Source organism: Terrisporobacter hibernicus (assembly GCF_020809405.1).
Taxonomy (GTDB): Bacteria; Bacillota; Clostridia; order Peptostreptococcales; family Peptostreptococcaceae; genus Terrisporobacter; species Terrisporobacter petrolearius.
The window spans coordinates 1,786,480-1,802,719 of record NZ_CP081135.1; the positions used below are offsets into that span (position 1 = coordinate 1,786,480).

At 32.9% G+C, this 16,240-nt stretch carries 30 protein-coding genes; all 30 read right to left on the bottom strand.

Features of this window, described 5'->3' with window-relative positions; all coding sequences use genetic code 11:
* Positions 1-2 precede the first annotated feature (2 nt).
* Positions 3-800 (bottom strand): energy-coupling factor transporter transmembrane component T family protein, encoded by a 798-nt coding sequence (locus tag JW646_RS08635; protein WP_074920384.1) that lies wholly within the window; start codon positions 798-800, stop codon positions 3-5.
* Complete coding sequence (locus tag JW646_RS08640) at positions 794-1,660, bottom strand: energy-coupling factor transporter ATPase (protein WP_074920383.1); 867 nt, start codon at positions 1,658-1,660, stop codon at positions 794-796. Before JW646_RS08640 ends, JW646_RS08635 begins: the two co-directional genes overlap by 7 nt.
* Complete coding sequence (locus tag JW646_RS08645; RefSeq protein WP_228417291.1) at positions 1,645-2,481, bottom strand: energy-coupling factor transporter ATPase; 837 nt, start codon at positions 2,479-2,481, stop codon at positions 1,645-1,647. The genes JW646_RS08640 and JW646_RS08645 overlap by 16 nt, the downstream gene beginning before the upstream one ends.
* A gap of 176 nt (positions 2,482-2,657) precedes the next feature.
* Complete coding sequence (gene rplQ / locus JW646_RS08650) at positions 2,658-2,999, bottom strand: 50S ribosomal protein L17 (RefSeq protein ID WP_018590396.1); 342 nt, start codon at positions 2,997-2,999, stop codon at positions 2,658-2,660.
* Between the two features lie 21 nt (positions 3,000-3,020).
* Positions 3,021-3,968 (bottom strand): DNA-directed RNA polymerase subunit alpha, encoded by a 948-nt coding sequence (locus tag JW646_RS08655; RefSeq protein WP_074920381.1) that lies wholly within the window; start codon positions 3,966-3,968, stop codon positions 3,021-3,023.
* A 75-nt stretch (positions 3,969-4,043) separates the two neighbouring features.
* Positions 4,044-4,667 carry a 30S ribosomal protein S4 gene (gene rpsD / locus JW646_RS08660; RefSeq protein WP_074920380.1) on the bottom strand — a complete coding sequence of 208 codons (624 nt, stop codon included), beginning with the start codon at positions 4,665-4,667 and terminating at the stop codon, positions 4,044-4,046.
* A 15-nt stretch (positions 4,668-4,682) separates the two neighbouring features.
* A complete protein-coding gene (rpsK, locus tag JW646_RS08665) occupies positions 4,683-5,081 on the bottom strand; it encodes a 30S ribosomal protein S11 (RefSeq protein ID WP_018590393.1) in 399 nt (132 codons plus the stop codon).
* A gap of 28 nt (positions 5,082-5,109) precedes the next feature.
* Positions 5,110-5,481 carry a 30S ribosomal protein S13 gene (gene rpsM / locus JW646_RS08670; protein ID WP_039680326.1) on the bottom strand — a complete coding sequence of 124 codons (372 nt, stop codon included), beginning with the start codon at positions 5,479-5,481 and terminating at the stop codon, positions 5,110-5,112.
* Between the two features lie 155 nt (positions 5,482-5,636).
* A complete protein-coding gene (gene rpmJ, locus JW646_RS08675) occupies positions 5,637-5,750 on the bottom strand; it encodes a 50S ribosomal protein L36 (RefSeq protein ID WP_018590391.1) in 114 nt (37 codons plus the stop codon).
* A 29-nt stretch (positions 5,751-5,779) separates the two neighbouring features.
* Positions 5,780-5,998, bottom strand: a complete 219-nt coding sequence (infA, locus tag JW646_RS08680; protein WP_039680327.1) for a translation initiation factor IF-1 — start codon at positions 5,996-5,998, stop codon at positions 5,780-5,782.
* A gap of 78 nt (positions 5,999-6,076) precedes the next feature.
* Complete coding sequence (map, locus tag JW646_RS08685; protein ID WP_228417292.1) at positions 6,077-6,823, bottom strand: type I methionyl aminopeptidase; 747 nt, start codon at positions 6,821-6,823, stop codon at positions 6,077-6,079.
* A gap of 3 nt (positions 6,824-6,826) precedes the next feature.
* Positions 6,827-7,477 (bottom strand): adenylate kinase, encoded by a 651-nt coding sequence (locus JW646_RS08690; protein ID WP_228417293.1) that lies wholly within the window; start codon positions 7,475-7,477, stop codon positions 6,827-6,829.
* Positions 7,478-7,492: 15 nt separating this feature from the next.
* Positions 7,493-8,761 carry a preprotein translocase subunit SecY gene (gene secY, locus JW646_RS08695; RefSeq protein WP_228417294.1) on the bottom strand — a complete coding sequence of 423 codons (1,269 nt, stop codon included), beginning with the start codon at positions 8,759-8,761 and terminating at the stop codon, positions 7,493-7,495.
* 35 nt (positions 8,762-8,796) lie between these two features.
* Positions 8,797-9,240 (bottom strand): 50S ribosomal protein L15, encoded by a 444-nt coding sequence (gene rplO / locus JW646_RS08700; protein WP_074920376.1) that lies wholly within the window; start codon positions 9,238-9,240, stop codon positions 8,797-8,799.
* Positions 9,241-9,272: 32 nt separating this feature from the next.
* Positions 9,273-9,458 (bottom strand): 50S ribosomal protein L30, encoded by a 186-nt coding sequence (gene rpmD / locus JW646_RS08705; RefSeq protein WP_074920375.1) that lies wholly within the window; start codon positions 9,456-9,458, stop codon positions 9,273-9,275.
* Positions 9,459-9,472: 14 nt separating this feature from the next.
* The gene (rpsE, locus tag JW646_RS08710) at positions 9,473-9,979 is read right to left on the bottom strand and encodes a 30S ribosomal protein S5 (protein WP_074920374.1); all 507 of its coding nucleotides are present in this window, start codon (positions 9,977-9,979) and stop codon (positions 9,473-9,475) included.
* 21 nt (positions 9,980-10,000) lie between these two features.
* Complete coding sequence (gene rplR, locus JW646_RS08715) at positions 10,001-10,369, bottom strand: 50S ribosomal protein L18 (RefSeq protein WP_148558543.1); 369 nt, start codon at positions 10,367-10,369, stop codon at positions 10,001-10,003.
* Between the two features lie 35 nt (positions 10,370-10,404).
* The gene (rplF, locus tag JW646_RS08720) at positions 10,405-10,947 is read right to left on the bottom strand and encodes a 50S ribosomal protein L6 (protein ID WP_074920372.1); all 543 of its coding nucleotides are present in this window, start codon (positions 10,945-10,947) and stop codon (positions 10,405-10,407) included.
* Positions 10,948-10,976: 29 nt separating this feature from the next.
* Positions 10,977-11,375: a 30S ribosomal protein S8 gene (rpsH, locus tag JW646_RS08725; protein WP_074920371.1), complete on the bottom strand. Its 399-nt coding sequence runs from the start codon at positions 11,373-11,375 to the stop codon at positions 10,977-10,979.
* A gap of 31 nt (positions 11,376-11,406) precedes the next feature.
* Positions 11,407-11,592 carry a type Z 30S ribosomal protein S14 gene (locus tag JW646_RS08730; protein WP_018590380.1) on the bottom strand — a complete coding sequence of 62 codons (186 nt, stop codon included), beginning with the start codon at positions 11,590-11,592 and terminating at the stop codon, positions 11,407-11,409.
* 17 nt (positions 11,593-11,609) lie between these two features.
* Positions 11,610-12,152, bottom strand: a complete 543-nt coding sequence (gene rplE, locus JW646_RS08735; protein ID WP_074920370.1) for a 50S ribosomal protein L5 — start codon at positions 12,150-12,152, stop codon at positions 11,610-11,612.
* A 25-nt stretch (positions 12,153-12,177) separates the two neighbouring features.
* A complete protein-coding gene (gene rplX, locus JW646_RS08740) occupies positions 12,178-12,483 on the bottom strand; it encodes a 50S ribosomal protein L24 (RefSeq protein ID WP_026255079.1) in 306 nt (101 codons plus the stop codon).
* A 22-nt stretch (positions 12,484-12,505) separates the two neighbouring features.
* Positions 12,506-12,874 (bottom strand): 50S ribosomal protein L14, encoded by a 369-nt coding sequence (rplN, locus tag JW646_RS08745; RefSeq protein ID WP_018590377.1) that lies wholly within the window; start codon positions 12,872-12,874, stop codon positions 12,506-12,508.
* A gap of 25 nt (positions 12,875-12,899) precedes the next feature.
* Positions 12,900-13,154, bottom strand: coding sequence for a 30S ribosomal protein S17 (rpsQ, locus tag JW646_RS08750; protein ID WP_018590376.1), 255 nt, complete (start codon positions 13,152-13,154; stop codon positions 12,900-12,902).
* 23 nt (positions 13,155-13,177) lie between these two features.
* Complete coding sequence (rpmC, locus tag JW646_RS08755; RefSeq protein ID WP_018590375.1) at positions 13,178-13,381, bottom strand: 50S ribosomal protein L29; 204 nt, start codon at positions 13,379-13,381, stop codon at positions 13,178-13,180.
* Between the two features lies 1 nt (position 13,382).
* Positions 13,383-13,814, bottom strand: a complete 432-nt coding sequence (gene rplP, locus JW646_RS08760; protein ID WP_018590374.1) for a 50S ribosomal protein L16 — start codon at positions 13,812-13,814, stop codon at positions 13,383-13,385.
* Between the two features lie 31 nt (positions 13,815-13,845).
* The gene (gene rpsC / locus JW646_RS08765) at positions 13,846-14,658 is read right to left on the bottom strand and encodes a 30S ribosomal protein S3 (RefSeq protein WP_074920369.1); all 813 of its coding nucleotides are present in this window, start codon (positions 14,656-14,658) and stop codon (positions 13,846-13,848) included.
* 21 nt (positions 14,659-14,679) lie between these two features.
* Positions 14,680-15,015 carry a 50S ribosomal protein L22 gene (rplV, locus tag JW646_RS08770; RefSeq protein ID WP_018590372.1) on the bottom strand — a complete coding sequence of 112 codons (336 nt, stop codon included), beginning with the start codon at positions 15,013-15,015 and terminating at the stop codon, positions 14,680-14,682.
* Between the two features lie 33 nt (positions 15,016-15,048).
* A complete protein-coding gene (rpsS, locus tag JW646_RS08775) occupies positions 15,049-15,330 on the bottom strand; it encodes a 30S ribosomal protein S19 (protein ID WP_074920368.1) in 282 nt (93 codons plus the stop codon).
* Positions 15,331-15,384: 54 nt separating this feature from the next.
* Positions 15,385-16,215 (bottom strand): 50S ribosomal protein L2, encoded by an 831-nt coding sequence (gene rplB / locus JW646_RS08780; protein ID WP_074920367.1) that lies wholly within the window; start codon positions 16,213-16,215, stop codon positions 15,385-15,387.
* Positions 16,216-16,240: the final 25 nt, after the last annotated feature.

Genomic DNA, 16,240 nt, shown 5'->3' on the forward strand with positions numbered 1-16,240 from the left:
ATTTATATGAATTTAGTTACTATTATAATTGCCAAAAATACAACTTGTAAAACATACGCTATATAATCAGCTTTTGTAATTTTAGCTTCTTTCATCTTAGTTCTATTATATCCACCTCTATAACACCTAGCCTCCATTGCCATCGCTAATTCATCAGCTCTTCTAAAAGCGCTAACAAATAATGGTACTAATAATGGTACTAAGTTTTTAGCTCTATTTATTATATTGCTACTTTCAAAGTCAGCACCTCTAGACATTTGTGCCTTCATAATTTTGTCAGTTTCATCTAATAATGTAGGTATAAATCTAAGAGCTATTGTCATCATCATAGCTAGCTCATGGACAGGCATTCCTATTTTCTTTAAGGGATTTAACATTCTTTCTATACCATCTGTAAGTTGTATAGGAGAAGTTGTTAAAGTAAGTAGTGATGTTCCAACAACTAAAAATACTAATCTTATAGACATAAAAATAGCCTGTCTTATTCCCTCTTTAGTTAGAGTTAAGAAACCAAACTTCCAAATTACCTCACCAGGTAAAAAGAATATATTTATAACAAATGTAAATAGAATTATCCATCTAAGTGGTTTTATACCTTTTATAATGTATTTAAGAGGTATTTGAGACATTTTTATTACTGCAACTAACGCTGCTGTCACTAATAAATATGGCCAGAATTTATTTACTACAAATAAAGATACCATGAATACTATTGTTGCAACAAGCTTTGTTGTTGAATCTAACTTATGAATACAAGAATTTGCAGGATAATATTGACCTATTGTTATATCTTTTAACATTTCTTTCTTCCTTTCATAAAGTTTAGTATTTCTTCTTTTATTTCCTCTATTGTTAAGACATCAGTTTTTATATCAAAACCTTTATCCTTTAATTTTATAGCCAATTCTAAAACTTGAGGCACATCTAATCCTATTTCTTTAAGTCTTGATGCATGATTATTAAAAATTTGTCTAGGCGTTCCCATAAATTCAATTTTACCATGATTCATAACTATTATAGTCTTAGCTATCTTAGCCATATCATCCATACTATGAGAAGATAGTATTATAGTCATATCACTTTCTTCATGCAACCTTTTTATTAAAGCAAAGATTTCATCTCTTCCTCCTGGATCTAGTCCAGCAGTAGGTTCATCTAGTATTAATAATTCTGGATTCATGGCTATAACTCCAGCAATTGCCACCCTACGTTTTTGCCCACCAGATAAATCAAAAGGTGATTTGTCTTTATATTCATTATAATCAAGTCCTACAGCCCTCATAGACTCTTTTACCCTGATAGATATTTCTTCTTGGCTTAAATTCAAATTAGAAGGTCCAAAAGCTATATCTTTTTCAACTGTTTCTTCAAAAAGTTGATACTCAGGATATTGAAATACTATACCTACTCTTTTTCTAATTTCAGTTAGATTTTGATTTTCACCAGTTATATTAAAATCATTTATGAAAATTTCTCCTGATGATGGTTTAATAAGACCATTTAAGTGCTGTATAAGTGTAGATTTTCCTGACCCTGTATGACCAATTAAACCTACAAAATCTCTATCTTTTATTTCAAAGGATATATTATCTATTGCTTTACTAGCAAAAGGCATACCCTCATCATATATATAAGTTAAGTTTTTTACAATAATTGACATAATTCCACCACCATCTCATCTACTGTTAATACATCATCGTTAATATCTATTCCCTCTTCTTTTAAAGAAGTGGCTAGTTCTGTCATATAAGGAACATCTAAACCTATTTTCTTAAGTTTTTCTATGTTTCTAAACACTTCTTTTGGTGTTCCTTCTAATACTTTTCGCCCTTTATCCATAACTATAACTCTATCGGCATCTACAGCCTCTTCCATGTAATGAGTTATATGCAATACTGTAATATTCTCTTGTTTATTAAGTTTTTTTATTACATTCATAACTTCTTTTCTACCTGATGGATCAAGCATTGCTGTAGCTTCATCAAAAATTATGCATTTAGGTCTCATAGCAATTATACCTGCTATGGCAACTCTCTGTTTTTGTCCCCCAGATAATAAATGTGGCTGTCTATCCTTTAATTCCGTAATACCTACACTTTCAAGAGCTTCTCTTACTCTTTCCCTAATTATCGAAGGTTCTATACCTAAGTTTTCTGGACCAAAAGCTACATCTTCTTCTACAATAGTTGCAACTATTTGGTTATCTGGATTTTGAAATACCATACCTGCAGTCTGTCTTATGTCCCATAGTTTTTCTTCATCTTTTGTATTATTTCCATCTATTAAGATATTACCTTTTGTTGGCATCAAAATAGCATTTAAGTTTTTAGATAAAGTTGATTTTCCCGAACCATTATGTCCAATGATTGCCACGAACTCACCTTGCTTAACATTCAAACTTAAATTATCTATAGCTTTAAAACTAGATTCTTCAGTTATATATTCATATGAAATATTGTTAACGTTTATAATATTATTCATTTATTCTACTCCTTCTTTAAAGTAGTAATTTAAAATTTGTATCTTAATATTATATCACAGTTCTAATTAAAAAATAATTCCTTTGATTATATAATCTTTTTTAATTAATATTATTTGCATAAAAAAAAGATTAAGCCCATCAAACTTAATCTTTTTTCATATATTTTAACTATTTACTAAACTAATTCAATAAATGCCATTTCAGCTGCATCGCCTCTTCTTGGCCCTTTTTTTATTATTCTAGTATATCCACCATTTCTCTCAGCATATTTTGGAGCTATATCAGTGAATAAGTTGTTAACTACTGTTTCATCCATAACGTAAGCTAAAACTTGTCTTCTAGCATGAAGATCTCCTCTTTTAGCAAGAGTTATCATCTTTTCAGCCATTCTACGAGTTTCTTTTGCTCTTGTTACTGTAGTTTCTATTCTACCACATCTTAGTAAGTCAGTTACTAAGTTTCTTAACATAAGGTTTCTGTGTGATGTCACACGTCCTAATTTACGGTAATTAGCCACGCCAATCCCTCCTTTGCTCGCTTATTCTTCGCTAGGTTTAAGTCCTAATCCTAATTCTTCAAGTTTTTGAATAACTTCTTCAAGTGATTTTTTACCAAGGTTTCTAACCTTCATCATATCATCTTCTGATTTATTAGCTAATTCTTCAACTGTATTAATTCCCGCTCTCTTTAAACAGTTGTAAGATCTTACTGATAAATCAAGTTCTTCAATAGTCATTTCAAGAACTTTTTCTTTTTGATCTTCTTCTTTTTCTACCATTATTTCAACGTTGCTTACATGCTCAGTTAAGTCAATGAATAGATTTAAATGCTCAACTAATACTTTAGCTGCAAGAGATATACCCTCTTGAGGATTAATGCTTCCATTAGTCCATACTTCAAGTGTTAATTTATCATAATCTGATTTTTGACCAACTCTTGTGTTTTCTACATGGTAGCTAACTTTTTGTACGGGAGTGTATATTGAGTCTACAGGTAAAACACCTATAGGCATATTTTCAGTTTTGTTTTCCTCGGCTGGAACATATCCTCTACCTTTGTCGATGTTTATTTCCATATTAAATTTAGCATTATCATCTAAAGTAGCGATTAATAAGTCTTTATTTAATATTTCTACATCTGGCGGGCAGATTATGTCTGCTCCTGTTACAGTACAAGGTCCTTGAGCCTGAATTTTAAGAGTTCTGCTTCCTTCACCATCTATAGTTGCAGAAAGTTCTTTTAAAGTTAATATTATTTCAGTAACATCTTCTTTAACTCCTGGCACTGTTGAGAATTCATGAAGAACACCATCTATTCTTATTGAATTCACTGCTACACCAGGTAAAGAAGATAATAATATTCTTCTTAGACCATTCCCTATAGTAGTTCCGTATCCTCTTTCTAAAGGTTCAATGACAAATTTTCCATATCTATAATCTTCACCAAGTTCTACAATGTCTACTTTTGGTTTTTCTATTTCTATCATGGACAAAACCCTCCTTCAAATTTATTAATCCACTGAGGGTAAACACCTCTAAAGAAAAACTTTAGAAGATGCTTATTATTTAGAATAAAGCTCTATGATTAAGTGTTCAGCTATTTCAAGATCTATATCTTCTCTATTTGGAAGAGCAGTTACAGTTGCAGTCATATTTTCTATGTTTGCATCTATCCATCTTGGAGCTACTTTTGTATTTGCTTCTACTATACCTTTGAATTTAGCAGATGATTTAGAAGTTTCTTTAACTGCTATAACATCTCCAACTTTAACAGTAATTGAAGGTATATCAACTTTTTTACCGTTTAAAGTAAAGTGTGCATGAGTTAATAATTGTCTAGCTTCTTTTCTAGAGTTAGCTAATCCCATTCTGTAAACAACATTATCTAATCTTCTTTCTAATAAGCTTAATAAATTTTCACCAGTTTTACCTGACATTTTTTCAGCACGTTCGTACATGTTTCTGAATTGAGTCTCTAAAACTCCGTATATTCTTTTAACTTTTTGTTTTTCTCTTAATTGTAAACCATAGTTAGAAACTTTTTTTCTCCCTTGTCCATGTTGTCCTGGAGCATAGTTTCTTTTAACTATAGCACATTTATCTGTATAACATCTATCACCTTTAAGGAATAATTTCATTCCTTCTCTACGGCATTGTCTGCATGATGCACCAGTATATCTTGCCATAATTACACCTCCTAATTATACTCTTCTTCTTTTTGGTGGTCTACATCCGTTGTGTGGGATTGGAGTAACATCTTTTATCATTGTTACTTCTAGTCCAGTAGCTTGTAAAGCTCTTATAGCAGCTTCTCTTCCTGAACCTGGTCCTTTTACGAATACTTCAACACTTTTTAAACCGTGTTCCATTGCAGCTTTAGCAGCAGTTTCTGCAGCCATTTGAGAAGCAAATGGAGTTGATTTTCTTGATCCTTTAAATCCTAATTGTCCTGAAGATGCCCATGATATAGCATTACCATGAACGTCAGTTAAAGTAATTATAGTGTTGTTAAAAGTTGATTGTATATGTGCATGACCACGATCTATGTTTTTACGTTCTCTTCTTCTTACACGAGTAACTTTCTTTTTTTGTTTAGCCATTGTTCGATTTCCCTCCTATCCTAATTTATTATTTTTTCTTCTTACGAGATACAGTTTTTCTAGGACCTTTTCTAGTTCTAGCATTAGTCTTAGTTTTTTGCCCTCTTAGTGGTAAACCTTTAGCATGTCTTATACCTCTGTAGCATTTTATATCTCTTAATCTTTTTATATTTAAAGCGATTTCTCTTCTTAAGTCACCTTCAACTAAGAAATCAGTGTCTATTATTCTTCTTAATGTATTAACTTCATCATCTGATAAATCTTTGATTCTTACATCTGGATTTATCTCAGCTTTCGCTAATATTTCATTAGCAGTTGCTCTACCTATACCATATATATAAGTTAAGCCTATTTCCGCTCTTTTTTCTCTAGGTAAATCTACCCCAGCGATTCTTGCCATTACTTGCACCTCCTACGACTTAGTTATTTTACTTTTAATTGTTTTACTTGAATATTCATCAAAAAGCATCCAAGTACTGTATTTCCAACGCATCCAGTCAATGTCACATTTAATCATTATAACACATTCAACGACTTTATGCTAGTAATATTTTCTTATCCTTGTTTTTGTTTGTGCTTAGGATTTTCACATATAACCATTACTTTACCTTTTCTTTTAATGATTTTACATTTTTCGCACATTGGTTTTACTGATGGTCTTACCTTCATTATTATCCCTCCTTAGACTAGTACATAGCCTATTTCTTACGCCAAGTGATTCTTCCTCTTGTAAGATCATAAGGTGAAAGCTCAACATTAACCTTATCACCTTCAAGAATTCTTATGAAGTTCATTCTTAACTTACCAGATAAATGACATAATACCTCATGTCCATTTTCTAGTCTAACTTTAAACATAGCGTTTGGTAAGTTTTCAATAACTGTACCTTCAAATTCTATAACATCTTTTTTGGCCATTATATAATCAGCCCTCCATTTTACATTTAAATACTTAGAAGTAAATGCAATTTTTGTGATAGCATTATACTATCCGTTTTATAAACTAGTTAATATAAGAGGTTCGTCCTCTGTTATTGCTATCGTGTGCTCATAGTGAGCAGAGTTTTTTCCATCTCCCGTTACTATTGTCCAACCATCGGTTAAACAGTAAACACGGTGACTTCCTTGATTAATCATAGGTTCTATAGCCAATACCATTCCTGGTTTTAATATAGGACCTTTGTTCGGTTTCCCAAAGTTTGGAATATTAGGAGATTCATGAAGATTTTTACCAACCCCATGCCCAACTAATGACCTAACTACCGAAAAACCATTTTTTTCTGTGTGTGCTTGTATTGTGTGTGAGATATCCGAAAGTCTATATCCAACTTTCGCGAATTTAAGTCCTTCATAAAAGCTTTCTTTCGTAACTTCTATGAGCTTCCTATTTTCTTCAGATATCAGGCCAACTCCATGAGTCTTCGCAGAGTCACCATGGTATCCTTTATAATAGGCGCCTATATCTATACTTATAATGTCTCCCTCTTTTACTATTTCATTACCAGGAATTCCATGTACAACCTTGTTGTTAATAGAAGCACATATACTCCCTGGAAATCCTCCATAGCCTTTAAAAGACGGTACTGCATTATATTTTTTTATATTTTCTTCAGCTATTTTATCTAACTCTAAAGTAGATATTCCCGGAGTAATAGCATCTCTAATAATTTCATGAGTATCAGCGACGATTTTCCCCGCTTCTCTCATAAGTTCAATTTCTGATTTAGATTTTATAATAATCATTAATTATTTACTACTTTCTAAAGCAGACACTATATCATTAAATACTTTATCTATAGATTGTTGACCATTTATATAAGCTATTATACCTGCTTTAAAATAATAATCAGCTAATGGTTTTGTTTCATCTAAGTAAACTTGTATTCTTTTTGATACAGTTTCTTCATTATCGTCAGCTCTTTGATAAAGCTCACCTTTACATATATCACAAACTCCTTCTTCTTTTGAAGGATTAAATTCTATATGGTAAGTAGCGCCACAAGATTTGCAGATTCTTCTACCAACTGCTCTCGCTACTAATTTTTCTTTATCAACTTCTATATTGATAACTGTGTCTAATGCCATTCTTTCATCTTTTAAGAAAGCATCTAACTGTTCAGCTTGAGCTACATTTCTTGGGAATCCATCTAACATGAACCCGTTTTTACAATCATCTTGAGATAATCTATCTGTAACTAATCCTACAGTTAATTCATCAGGAACTAATAACCCTTGGTCCATAAACGCTTTAGCTTTTTTTCCAAGATCTGTTCCTTCTTTTATGTTTTTTCTGAATATATCTCCTGTTGATATATGAGGTATTTGGTATTTTTCAACTATTCCTGCAGCTTGAGTACCTTTACCAGCCCCAGGAGGTCCTAATAATATAAGTCTCATACTATCATCTCCAATTTATTTTAAAAATCCTTGATAACTTCTCATAACAAGGTGTGACTCTAATTGTCTCTTAAGTTCAAGAGCTACCCCTACAACGATTAGTATAGATGTTCCAGCTAAGCTCATTTGAACATTTAAGAAATGTACTGTGAATGCTGGTATCATCGCAATTATAGCCAAGAATACAGCTCCTGCTAATGTTAGCTTTGATAATATTTTATTTAAATAATCAATTGTAGGCATTCCAGGTCTTATCCCAGGAATGAATCCACCATTGTTTTTCATATTTTCTGCTATATCTTCAGTATTGAATGATATAGTAGTGTAGAAATATGAGAAAAATACTATCAATAGAACTTCTAAAGATCTATATATCCAAAAACCTATGCCTGAACTTGTACTTAGGTAAGTTGATACAAATGTTTGAGCACTTTCTCCCATAAACATTGCTATAGTTTGTGGAAAAGCCAAAAGTGAACTAGCAAATATTATTGGCATAACACCTGACTGGTTTACTTTCATTGGTATATGAGAACTGTCTCCTCCATATAGTTTTCTTCCAACAACTCTCTTAGCATATTGCACTGGAATTTTTCTAACTGCTTCATTTATATATGTTACTGCCATTATAGTTATTAGCATTACAACAACAATTAATATTGCAGCCCATAAAGCTAACGTCCCTTGATTTACATCTTTTACAGTTCCAATAAGATCTGTTGGTATTCTTGATATGATACCAACGAATATTATAATTGAACTACCATTACCTAAACCTTTTTCAGTAATTCTGTCACCCATCCACATTACAAGCATACTACCGGCAACTAAAGTTACTATAACTGTTAAAACGAAAAATATGCTATCAGATGCTAAAGCCGATCTTACAATCCCTAGTGTAATACCTATTGCTTGTACAAACCCTAACACTAAAGCTGTATATCTAGTATATGCATTCATTTTTTTTCTACCTTCTTCACCAGACTTTTGTAGTTCTTTCAAACTATCAAATCCGATTGTAAGAAGTTGTATAATAATTGAAGCTGTAATAAACGGTCCTATACCTAAAGCGAATAGAGTAAAGTTGCTGAAAGCGCCCCCAACAAACATATTATATAGGGAAAGTAGGCTATTGTTGCCTACCATATCCTTTATAATACTGGTATTGACTCCAGGAACTGGTATAGTAGTACCTATTCTAAATATTAGAATCATCATTAGGGTATATAAAATTCTTTTTCTTACATCTTTCACTTTCCAAGATTGTTTTATCTTTGATAGCACGTAATCACCCCACAAGTATTGCTAGAAAGCTTAAATTATATTAATTCAGCTTTTCCTCCAGCTTTTTCTATTTTCTCTTGAGCTGATGCTGTGAATTTAGTAGCTTTAACTGTAACAGCTTTTTCAAGATTTCCTTGTCCTAATATTTTTATACCGTCTTTTTCTATTTTACTTACAGCACCTGTAGATTTTAATAATTCTGCAGTTACCTCAGTACCATTCTCGAATCTATTTAAAAGTTCAACGTTAACTTCTGTATATTGCTTTTTAAATATATTTGTGAAACCTCTTTTAGGTAATCTTCTAGCAAGTGGCATTTGTCCACCTTCGAATCCTACTCTAACTCCACCACCTGAACGAGACTTTTGTCCTTTTTGTCCACGTCCTGCAGTTTTACCTTGACCAGTAGCAGTACCTCTACCTAATCTTTTCTTAGCCTTTACTGCTCCTTTAGCAGGTTTTAACTCATGTAGTTTCATGGATTGCACCTCCTTCTTATTCCGTAAATAAATTATTCAGCTATTTCAGTTACTTCAACTAAGTGACTAACTTTAGCGATCATACCTCTCATTTGGGCATTATCTTCTTTAACAACTACTTGTTCTCTTTTTGTTAATCCTAACGCTTCCACGTTTTTTCTTTGGTTAGGAGTAGTTCCTATTATACTTCTAACTAATTTGATTTGTAATTTAGCCATTTCACACTACCTCCTTAGCCTAAAAGATCTTCAACTTTTTTACCTCTTAGTGCAGCTACATCTTCAGCTGTCTTAAGAGATCTAAGTCCTTCTATTGTAGCATTTACTAAGTTTCTTGGATTTCTAGTTCCTAAGCATTTCGCTCTAACGTCTTTTAATCCAGCTAATTCTAATAAGTCTCTAGCAGCACCACCAGCGATAACTCCTGTACCTTCTTGAGCTGGCATTATTATTATTCTTCCAGCACCGAAGTGTCCGATAACTTCGTGAGGTATAGTAGTTCCTACCATAGGTACTCTTATAAGATTCTTTTTAGCATCTTCTACTGCTTTTCTTATAGCATCTGGAACTTCCATAGCTTTTCCAGAACCTATTCCAACGTGTCCGTTTTCATCTCCAACAACTACTAAAGCTGCGAATCTAAAGTTTCTACCACCTTTAACAACTTTAGTAACACGTCTAACTTCAACAACTTTCTCTTGTAAATCTAGTTGTCTCGCATCTATTAATTTACGACGCATGTGCATGTCCCTCCTTTTTAATTAGAATTTAAGACCAGCTTCTCTTGCAGCTTCAGCTAATTCTTTTATTCTTCCATGATATAAGTATCCACCTCTGTCAAATACAACTTCAGTTATACCTTTTTCTACAGCTTTCTTAGCTACTAATTGTCCAACTAATTTAGCTGCGTCTTTGTTTCCTGTATGATTAACAGCACCCTTTACATCAGCTTCTAAAGAAGAAGCAGCAACAAGAGTTACTCTATTAGTGTCATCTATTATTTGAGCGTATATATTGTTTGAACTTCTAAATATACATAATCTTGGTCTTTGAGTAGTTCCAGATATTTTTCTTCTTACTCTCTTATGTCTTTGAAGTCTTATAGCATTTTTATCAGCTTTCTTTAACATTGAGCTCACTCCTTTCAACCTTTATTTAGTTAGGCTTACTTTTTACCAGTTTTACCTTCTTTACGTCTTACAACTTCACCAGCGTATCTTATACCTTTACCTTTGTATGGCTCTGGTTTTCTCCAATCTCTTATTTTAGCAGCATAGTTACCAACTAATTGCTTGTCTATACCTTTTACTACTAATTCAGTTTGATTTGGAGCTTCTACAGTTATTCCTTCTGGATCTACCATCTCAACTGGATGAGAGTATCCTAAGTTCATAACTAATTTATTTCCTTGTTTTTGTGCTCTGTATCCAACACCTACTAATTCTAATTTCTTTTCGAAACCAGTATTAACTCCTACTACCATATTATCTATTAATGTTCTAGTTAACCCGTGTAATGATCTGTGTTGTTTGTTATTTGTTGGTCTTTCAACAGTTATAACATTTCCTTCTTGTTTTATAGTTAAAGCACCATCAAATTGGTTTGTTAAAGTTCCTTTAGGTCCTTTTACAGTTACTGTATTATCAGCAGCTATAGTAACTTCAACACCAGCTGGTACTGTTATTGGTTTAACACCTATTCTTGACATAGTCGCACCTCCTTACTTAGTTCGATTGATTACCAAACGTAGCAGATTACTTCTCCACCAACATTTTCTTTTCTTGCTTGTTTATCAGTTAATATACCTTTTGAAGTAGATATTATAGATATTCCTAATCCATTTAATACCTTTGGTACTTCGTAAGCATTTGTATAAACTCTCATACCAGGTTTAGATATTCTCTTTATACCTTGTATAACTCTTTCGCCTGATTGTCCGTACTTTAATTGTATTCTTATTATTCCTTGTTTCTCATCTTCTATAACATCATAACCTCTAACGAAACCTTCTTCTAATAAGATTCTAACTATCTCTTTCTTTATGTTAGAAGCTGGAACGTCAACAGTTTCATGCTTAACAGTGTTCGCATTTCTTATACGAGTTAGCATATCTGCAATTGGATCTGTCATTGTCATATTGAAAACCTCCTTTCAGTTTAAAAAAATCTTACCAACTTGCTTTTCTTACACCAGGTATTTGACCTTTATAAGCTAATTCTCTGAAGCATATACGGCATATACCAAAGTTTCTTATTACAGAATGTGGTCTACCACATATTGAGCATCTAGTGTATTCTCTTGTTGAATACTTTTGCTTTTTTTGTTGTTTTACAACCATCGCTTTTCTAGCCACTGGAATCCCTCCTTTAATTATTTAGAAAATGGCATTCCTAATAATTTTAATAATTCACGAGCTTCTTCGTCTGTTTTAGCTGTAGTAACGAATATTACATCCATTCCTCTAACTTGATCTATCTTATCATATTCTATCTCAGGGAATATTAATTGCTCTTTAACACCTAAAGCGTAGTTTCCTCTACCATCGAAAGCGTTAGGATTAATTCCTCTGAAGTCCCTAACTCTTGGTAAAGAAACAGAAACTAATTTATCTAAGAAGTAGTACATTTTATCAGCTCTTAATGTAACTTTTGCACCTATTGGCATACCTTCTCTTAATTTGAAGTTAGCTACTGATTTTCTAGCTTTAGTTATAACTGGTTTTTGTCCAGATATTATTTCCATTTCTTCTATTGCTTTTTCTAATCCTTTTGGATTTTCTTTAGCATTTCCAACACCCATATTGATAACTATTTTATCTAATTTAGGTATTTCCATTATGTTTTTGTATCCAAATTTCTCCATCATAGCTGGAGCAACTTCTTTATTGTATTTTTCTTGTAATCTAGAAGCCATTTAAGGTCCCTCCTTTCAAGCTATATTATATTTCTTTTCCGCTCTTAACTGCTACTCTAACTTTTTTTCCGTCTTTCATTTCAAATCTAACTCTTGTTCCTTTTCCTGTTTCAGGATCAACTGGCATTACATTTGAAACGTGTATAGCAGCTTCTTTGTTTACTATTCCACCTTGTGGGTTTATAGCACTTGGTTTTTGGTGTTTAGTTACTACGTTCACACCTTCAACTATTACTTTATTAGTCTTAGGGAATACTTTAACAACTTTCCCAGTTTTACCTTTATCTTTACCAGCTATAACAACAACTGTATCTTCTCTTTTAACACGCATCATGTCCTATTGCACCTCCTTATTATAGTACTTCTGGAGCAAGAGATACTATTTTCATAAATTCATGATCTCTTAACTCTCTTGCAACAGGCCCGAATATACGAGTTCCTACTGGAGTTTTGTCATCTTTTATTATAACTGCAGCATTTTCATCAAATGCTATATAAGATCCGTCGTTACGCTTCATACCTTTTTTTGTTCTAACTATAACAGCTTTAACAACTTTACCTTTTTTTACAACTCCACCAGGTGTTGCACTTTTAACAGTAGCAACGATTACGTCACCAACGTTACCATATCTTCTTTTACTTCCACCTAATACACGGATACATAAAAGTTCCTTTGCACCAGAATTGTCAGCAACTTTTAAACGTGATTCTTGTTGTACCATATCGTAATACCTCCTTTTCCAAAAACTATTTAACCTTTTCGATAACTTCTACTAGTCTGAAATATTTATCTTTTGATAAAGGTCTAGTTTCCATTATCTTAACTCTATCTCCGATTGAACATACATTGTTTTCATCGTGAGCCTTGAACTTTTTAGTTCTTTTAACAGGCTTGTTATATAACTCATGACGCACGAAATCTTCAACAGCAACTACTATAGTTTTATCCATTTTGTTACTTACAACACGGCCTATTCTAACTTTTCTTCTTCCTCTTTCCATGTTTAAAAAGCCTCCTCTCCAAATTAAGCTCTAGTTTCGTTTAACTTTCTTTCAGCAAGGATAGTTTTAACTCTAGCTATATCTTTTTTAACAAACTTAATTCTCGCTGTATTTTCTAATTGACCAGTAGCTAATTGGAATCTTAAGCTAAATAATTCACTTTTGAAGTCATTTAATTTGCTAATTAGCTCTTCGCTTGTTAAATCTCTTAGTTCTTTAGCTTTCATCCTATTCACCACCCTTTACTTCTAAATCTTCTTTTTTAACAAATTTACATTTTATTGGAAGTTTATGTGCAGCAAGTCTCATAGCTTCTCTAGCTTTTTCTTCATCTACACCTGCTAATTCGAACATAACTCTTCCTGGTTTAACTACGGCTACCCAGTATTCTGGAGAACCTTTCCCAGCACCCATACGAGTTTCAGCTGGTTTTCTTGTTACTGGCTTATGTGGGAATATTTTTATCCAAACTTTCCCGCCTCTTTTTATATATCTAGTCATAGCTATTCTGGCAGCTTCTATTTGATTAGAAGTTATCCATGACGCTTCCATAGCCATTAAACCGAACTCTCCGTAAGTAACTTTGTTACCTTTTTGAGCTTTACCAGCCATGCTTCCTCTATGAACTCTACGACGTTTTACTCTTTTTGGCATTAACATGAGTGTTTCCTCCTTCCTCGAACCTTACTAATTATTTATTACCTTTGTTTTCAGTTCTTTGAGGTCTTTGTCCTTGAGGTCTTTGTCCTTGTTGTGGTCTTTGACCTCTTCTATCAGTTCCTCTAGAATCTCTTCTTCTATTATCTCTTTTATTGTCTCTTCTATCTCTTCTATTATCTTTTCTTTCTTCTCTTGGATTTATTCCGTTTTTAGTTGGTAATACTTCACCATGACAGATCCAAACTTTTATACCTATTTTTCCATAAGTAGTATCAGCTTCAGCAAATCCGTAGTCTATATCAGATCTTAAAGTTTGAAGAGGTACGTTTCCTTCACTATATCCTTCAGTTCTAGCCATTTCAGCTCCACCTAGTCTACCTGATGCAGAAACTTTTATACCTTTAGCTCCAGCTTTAAGTGCTCTTTGAACAGCTTGTTTCATAGCTCTTCTGAAAGCAACCCTTCTTTCTATAGCTAAAGCTATGTTTTCAGCAACTAGTTGAGCATTCTTATCTATATATCTTACCTCAACTATGTTTACTATTATATTTTTCTTAGTCATTTTTTCTAACTCAGCTTTTAATGCTTCTATTCCAGCCCCTGCTCTTCCTATAACAACACCTGGCTTAGCAACATGAAGATCTAATTTTATTTTGTTAGCAGATCTTTCTATTTCTATTTTAGCAACTCCAGCAGAGTATAATTTATTCTTTAAGAATTTACGTATATTGTGGTCTTCTAATAATAACGCTCCGAACTCTTTTTTATCAGTTGTGAACCATCTTGAATCCCAATCTTTTATAACACCGACTCTTAATCCGTGTGGGTTAACCTTTTGTCCCATTTATTTCCCTCCTATCTGTGACTATTTTTTTTCTTTAACTATTACTTCTATGTGAGAAGTTCTTTTTCTTATCATAGTAGCTCTACCTTGAGCTCTAGGCATAAATCTCTTTATTGTTGGCCCTTGGTTAGCAACTATTGATTCTATATATAAATTTTCAGCATTCATTTCGTGATTGTTTTCAGCATTTGCTTTAGCAGATTTTACAACTTTTGCTATATCTGCAGCAGCACCTCTTGGAGTGAATTTTAATATCGCTAATGCTTCATCAACGTTTTTACCTCTAACAAGTGAACATATTTGTCCAGCTTTTCTTGGAGATACACGTACGTATTTTGCAATTGCTTTTGCTTCCATTTTTAATATCCTCCTTCCTTAGTAAGAATGGTATTATCTTCTCTTGTTACTCTTTTCGTCGTCTTTGTGTCCTTTGAACGTTCTAGTAGGAACAAATTCTCCTAATTTATGTCCAACCATATCTTCTGTTACATATACAGGTATATGTCTTCTCCCATCGTGAACAGCTATAGTGTGTTCTACCATTTGAGGGAATATTGTTGAACTTCTTGACCAAGTCTTTATAACTTCCTTATTTCCTGATTCATTCATAGCTTCAACTTTCTTTAAAAGTCTCGCATGTATAAAAGGTCCTTTTTTAGTTGATCTTGACATCTAATTTCCTCCTCTCTGAGTAAAATAAATCCATAAAATCTATTTAATCATCTATTATTTAGTTCTTCTTGAAACTATTAATTTATTAGATGCTTTGTTTTTCTTTCTAGTTTTGTATCCAAGTGCAGGTTTACCCCATGGAGTAACTGGTCCAGATCTACCGATTGGAGCTCTACCTTCACCACCACCGTGAGGGTGATCGCAAGGGTTCATTACAGATCCTCTAACTGTAGGTCTTATACCCATGTGTCTAACTCTACCAGCTTTACCTATAACAATATTTCCATGTTCTACATTACCAACTTGTCCTATAGTAGCTTTACACTCTATAGAAACGTATCTCATTTCTCCTGATGGTAATCTTAATAAAGCTTTTGTTCCTTCTTTAGCCATTAATTGAGCAGAAACACCAGCAGATCTAACTAACTGAGCTCCTTTTCCTGGTTTTAATTCTATGTTGTGAATTACTGTACCAACTGGCATATTTTTTAATACTAATGCATTACCTGGTTTTATATCAGAATCTGGTCCTGACATTAAAGTATCTCCTACTTTAATTCCAACTGGAGCTAATATATATCTTTTTTCACCATCAGCATAGTTTAATAAAGCTATGTTAGCAGTTCTGTTTGGATCATATTCAACAGTTGCAACTTTTGCAGGTATTCCATCTTTATTTCTTTTGAAATCTATTACTCTATATTTTCTTCTGTTTCCTCCACCTCTGTGACGAACAGTTATTTTACCGTGAGCATTTCTACCAGAGTTCTTCTTTAAAGAAATTAAAAGAGATCTCTCTGGTTGGTTAGTTGTTATCTCATCAGATTTTAAAACTGTCATTTGTCTTAAGGCAGGAGAAGTTGGTTTAAACTTTTTAATAGCCATCTTTTATCCTCCTTATGTTAATTAA

What these genes read in the sequence shown, in the direction of transcription:
- rplV (WP_018590372.1), bottom strand. Translation starts at nt 15,015, where the DNA reads ATGGAAGCAAAAGCAATTGCAAAATACGTACGTGTATCTCCAAGAAAA.
- JW646_RS08640 (WP_074920383.1), bottom strand. Translation starts at nt 1,660, where the DNA reads ATGTCAATTATTGTAAAAAACTTAACTTATATATATGATGAGGGTATG.
- map (WP_228417292.1), bottom strand. Translation starts at nt 6,823, where the DNA reads ATGATTATTATAAAATCTAAATCAGAAATTGAACTTATGAGAGAAGCG.
- rplE (WP_074920370.1), bottom strand. Translation starts at nt 12,152, where the DNA reads ATGGCTTCTAGATTACAAGAAAAATACAATAAAGAAGTTGCTCCAGCT.
- rpsC (WP_074920369.1), bottom strand. Translation starts at nt 14,658, where the DNA reads ATGGGACAAAAGGTTAACCCACACGGATTAAGAGTCGGTGTTATAAAA.
- rpsQ (WP_018590376.1), bottom strand. Translation starts at nt 13,154, where the DNA reads ATGGAAAGAGGAAGAAGAAAAGTTAGAATAGGCCGTGTTGTAAGTAAC.
- rpsK (WP_018590393.1), bottom strand. Translation starts at nt 5,081, where the DNA reads ATGGCTAAACAAAAAAAGAAAGTTACTCGTGTAAGAAGAAGAGAACGT.
- rplP (WP_018590374.1), bottom strand. Translation starts at nt 13,814, where the DNA reads ATGTTAATGCCAAAAAGAGTAAAACGTCGTAGAGTTCATAGAGGAAGC.
- rpsH (WP_074920371.1), bottom strand. Translation starts at nt 11,375, where the DNA reads ATGACAATGACAGATCCAATTGCAGATATGCTAACTCGTATAAGAAAT.
- rplO (WP_074920376.1), bottom strand. Translation starts at nt 9,240, where the DNA reads ATGAAACTACATGAGTTAAAACCTGCTAAAGGAGCAGTAAAGGCTAAG.
- rplN (WP_018590377.1), bottom strand. Translation starts at nt 12,874, where the DNA reads ATGGTACAACAAGAATCACGTTTAAAAGTTGCTGACAATTCTGGTGCA.
- rplF (WP_074920372.1), bottom strand. Translation starts at nt 10,947, where the DNA reads ATGTCAAGAATAGGTGTTAAACCAATAACAGTACCAGCTGGTGTTGAA.
- rpmC (WP_018590375.1), bottom strand. Translation starts at nt 13,381, where the DNA reads ATGAAAGCTAAAGAACTAAGAGATTTAACAAGCGAAGAGCTAATTAGC.
- rpmJ (WP_018590391.1), bottom strand. Translation starts at nt 5,750, where the DNA reads ATGAAGGTAAGACCATCAGTAAAACCAATGTGCGAAAAATGTAAAATC.
- rplX (WP_026255079.1), bottom strand. Translation starts at nt 12,483, where the DNA reads ATGCGTGTTAAAAGAGAAGATACAGTTGTTGTTATAGCTGGTAAAGAT.
- JW646_RS08690 (WP_228417293.1), bottom strand. Translation starts at nt 7,477, where the DNA reads ATGAGACTTATATTATTAGGACCTCCTGGGGCTGGTAAAGGTACTCAA.
- JW646_RS08655 (WP_074920381.1), bottom strand. Translation starts at nt 3,968, where the DNA reads ATGATAGAAATAGAAAAACCAAAAGTAGACATTGTAGAACTTGGTGAA.
- rpmD (WP_074920375.1), bottom strand. Translation starts at nt 9,458, where the DNA reads ATGGCTAAATTACAAATCAAATTAGTTAGAAGTATAATAGGAACTACT.
- rpsE (WP_074920374.1), bottom strand. Translation starts at nt 9,979, where the DNA reads ATGCGTCGTAAATTAATAGATGCGAGACAACTAGATTTACAAGAGAAA.
- rplR (WP_148558543.1), bottom strand. Translation starts at nt 10,369, where the DNA reads ATGTTAAAGAAAGCTGATAAAAATGCTATAAGACTTCAAAGACATAAG.
- rpsS (WP_074920368.1), bottom strand. Translation starts at nt 15,330, where the DNA reads ATGTCAAGATCAACTAAAAAAGGACCTTTTATACATGCGAGACTTTTA.
- rplB (WP_074920367.1), bottom strand. Translation starts at nt 16,215, where the DNA reads ATGGCTATTAAAAAGTTTAAACCAACTTCTCCTGCCTTAAGACAAATG.
- rpsM (WP_039680326.1), bottom strand. Translation starts at nt 5,481, where the DNA reads ATGGCAAGAATCGCTGGGGTAGATTTACCTAGAGAAAAAAGAGCGGAA.
- infA (WP_039680327.1), bottom strand. Translation starts at nt 5,998, where the DNA reads ATGGCCAAAAAAGATGTTATAGAATTTGAAGGTACAGTTATTGAAAAC.
- JW646_RS08645 (WP_228417291.1), bottom strand. Translation starts at nt 2,481, where the DNA reads ATGAATAATATTATAAACGTTAACAATATTTCATATGAATATATAACT.
- rpsD (WP_074920380.1), bottom strand. Translation starts at nt 4,667, where the DNA reads ATGGCAAGATATACTGGTGCATCATGCAGACAATGCCGTAGAGAAGGA.
- JW646_RS08635 (WP_074920384.1), bottom strand. Translation starts at nt 800, where the DNA reads ATGTTAAAAGATATAACAATAGGTCAATATTATCCTGCAAATTCTTGT.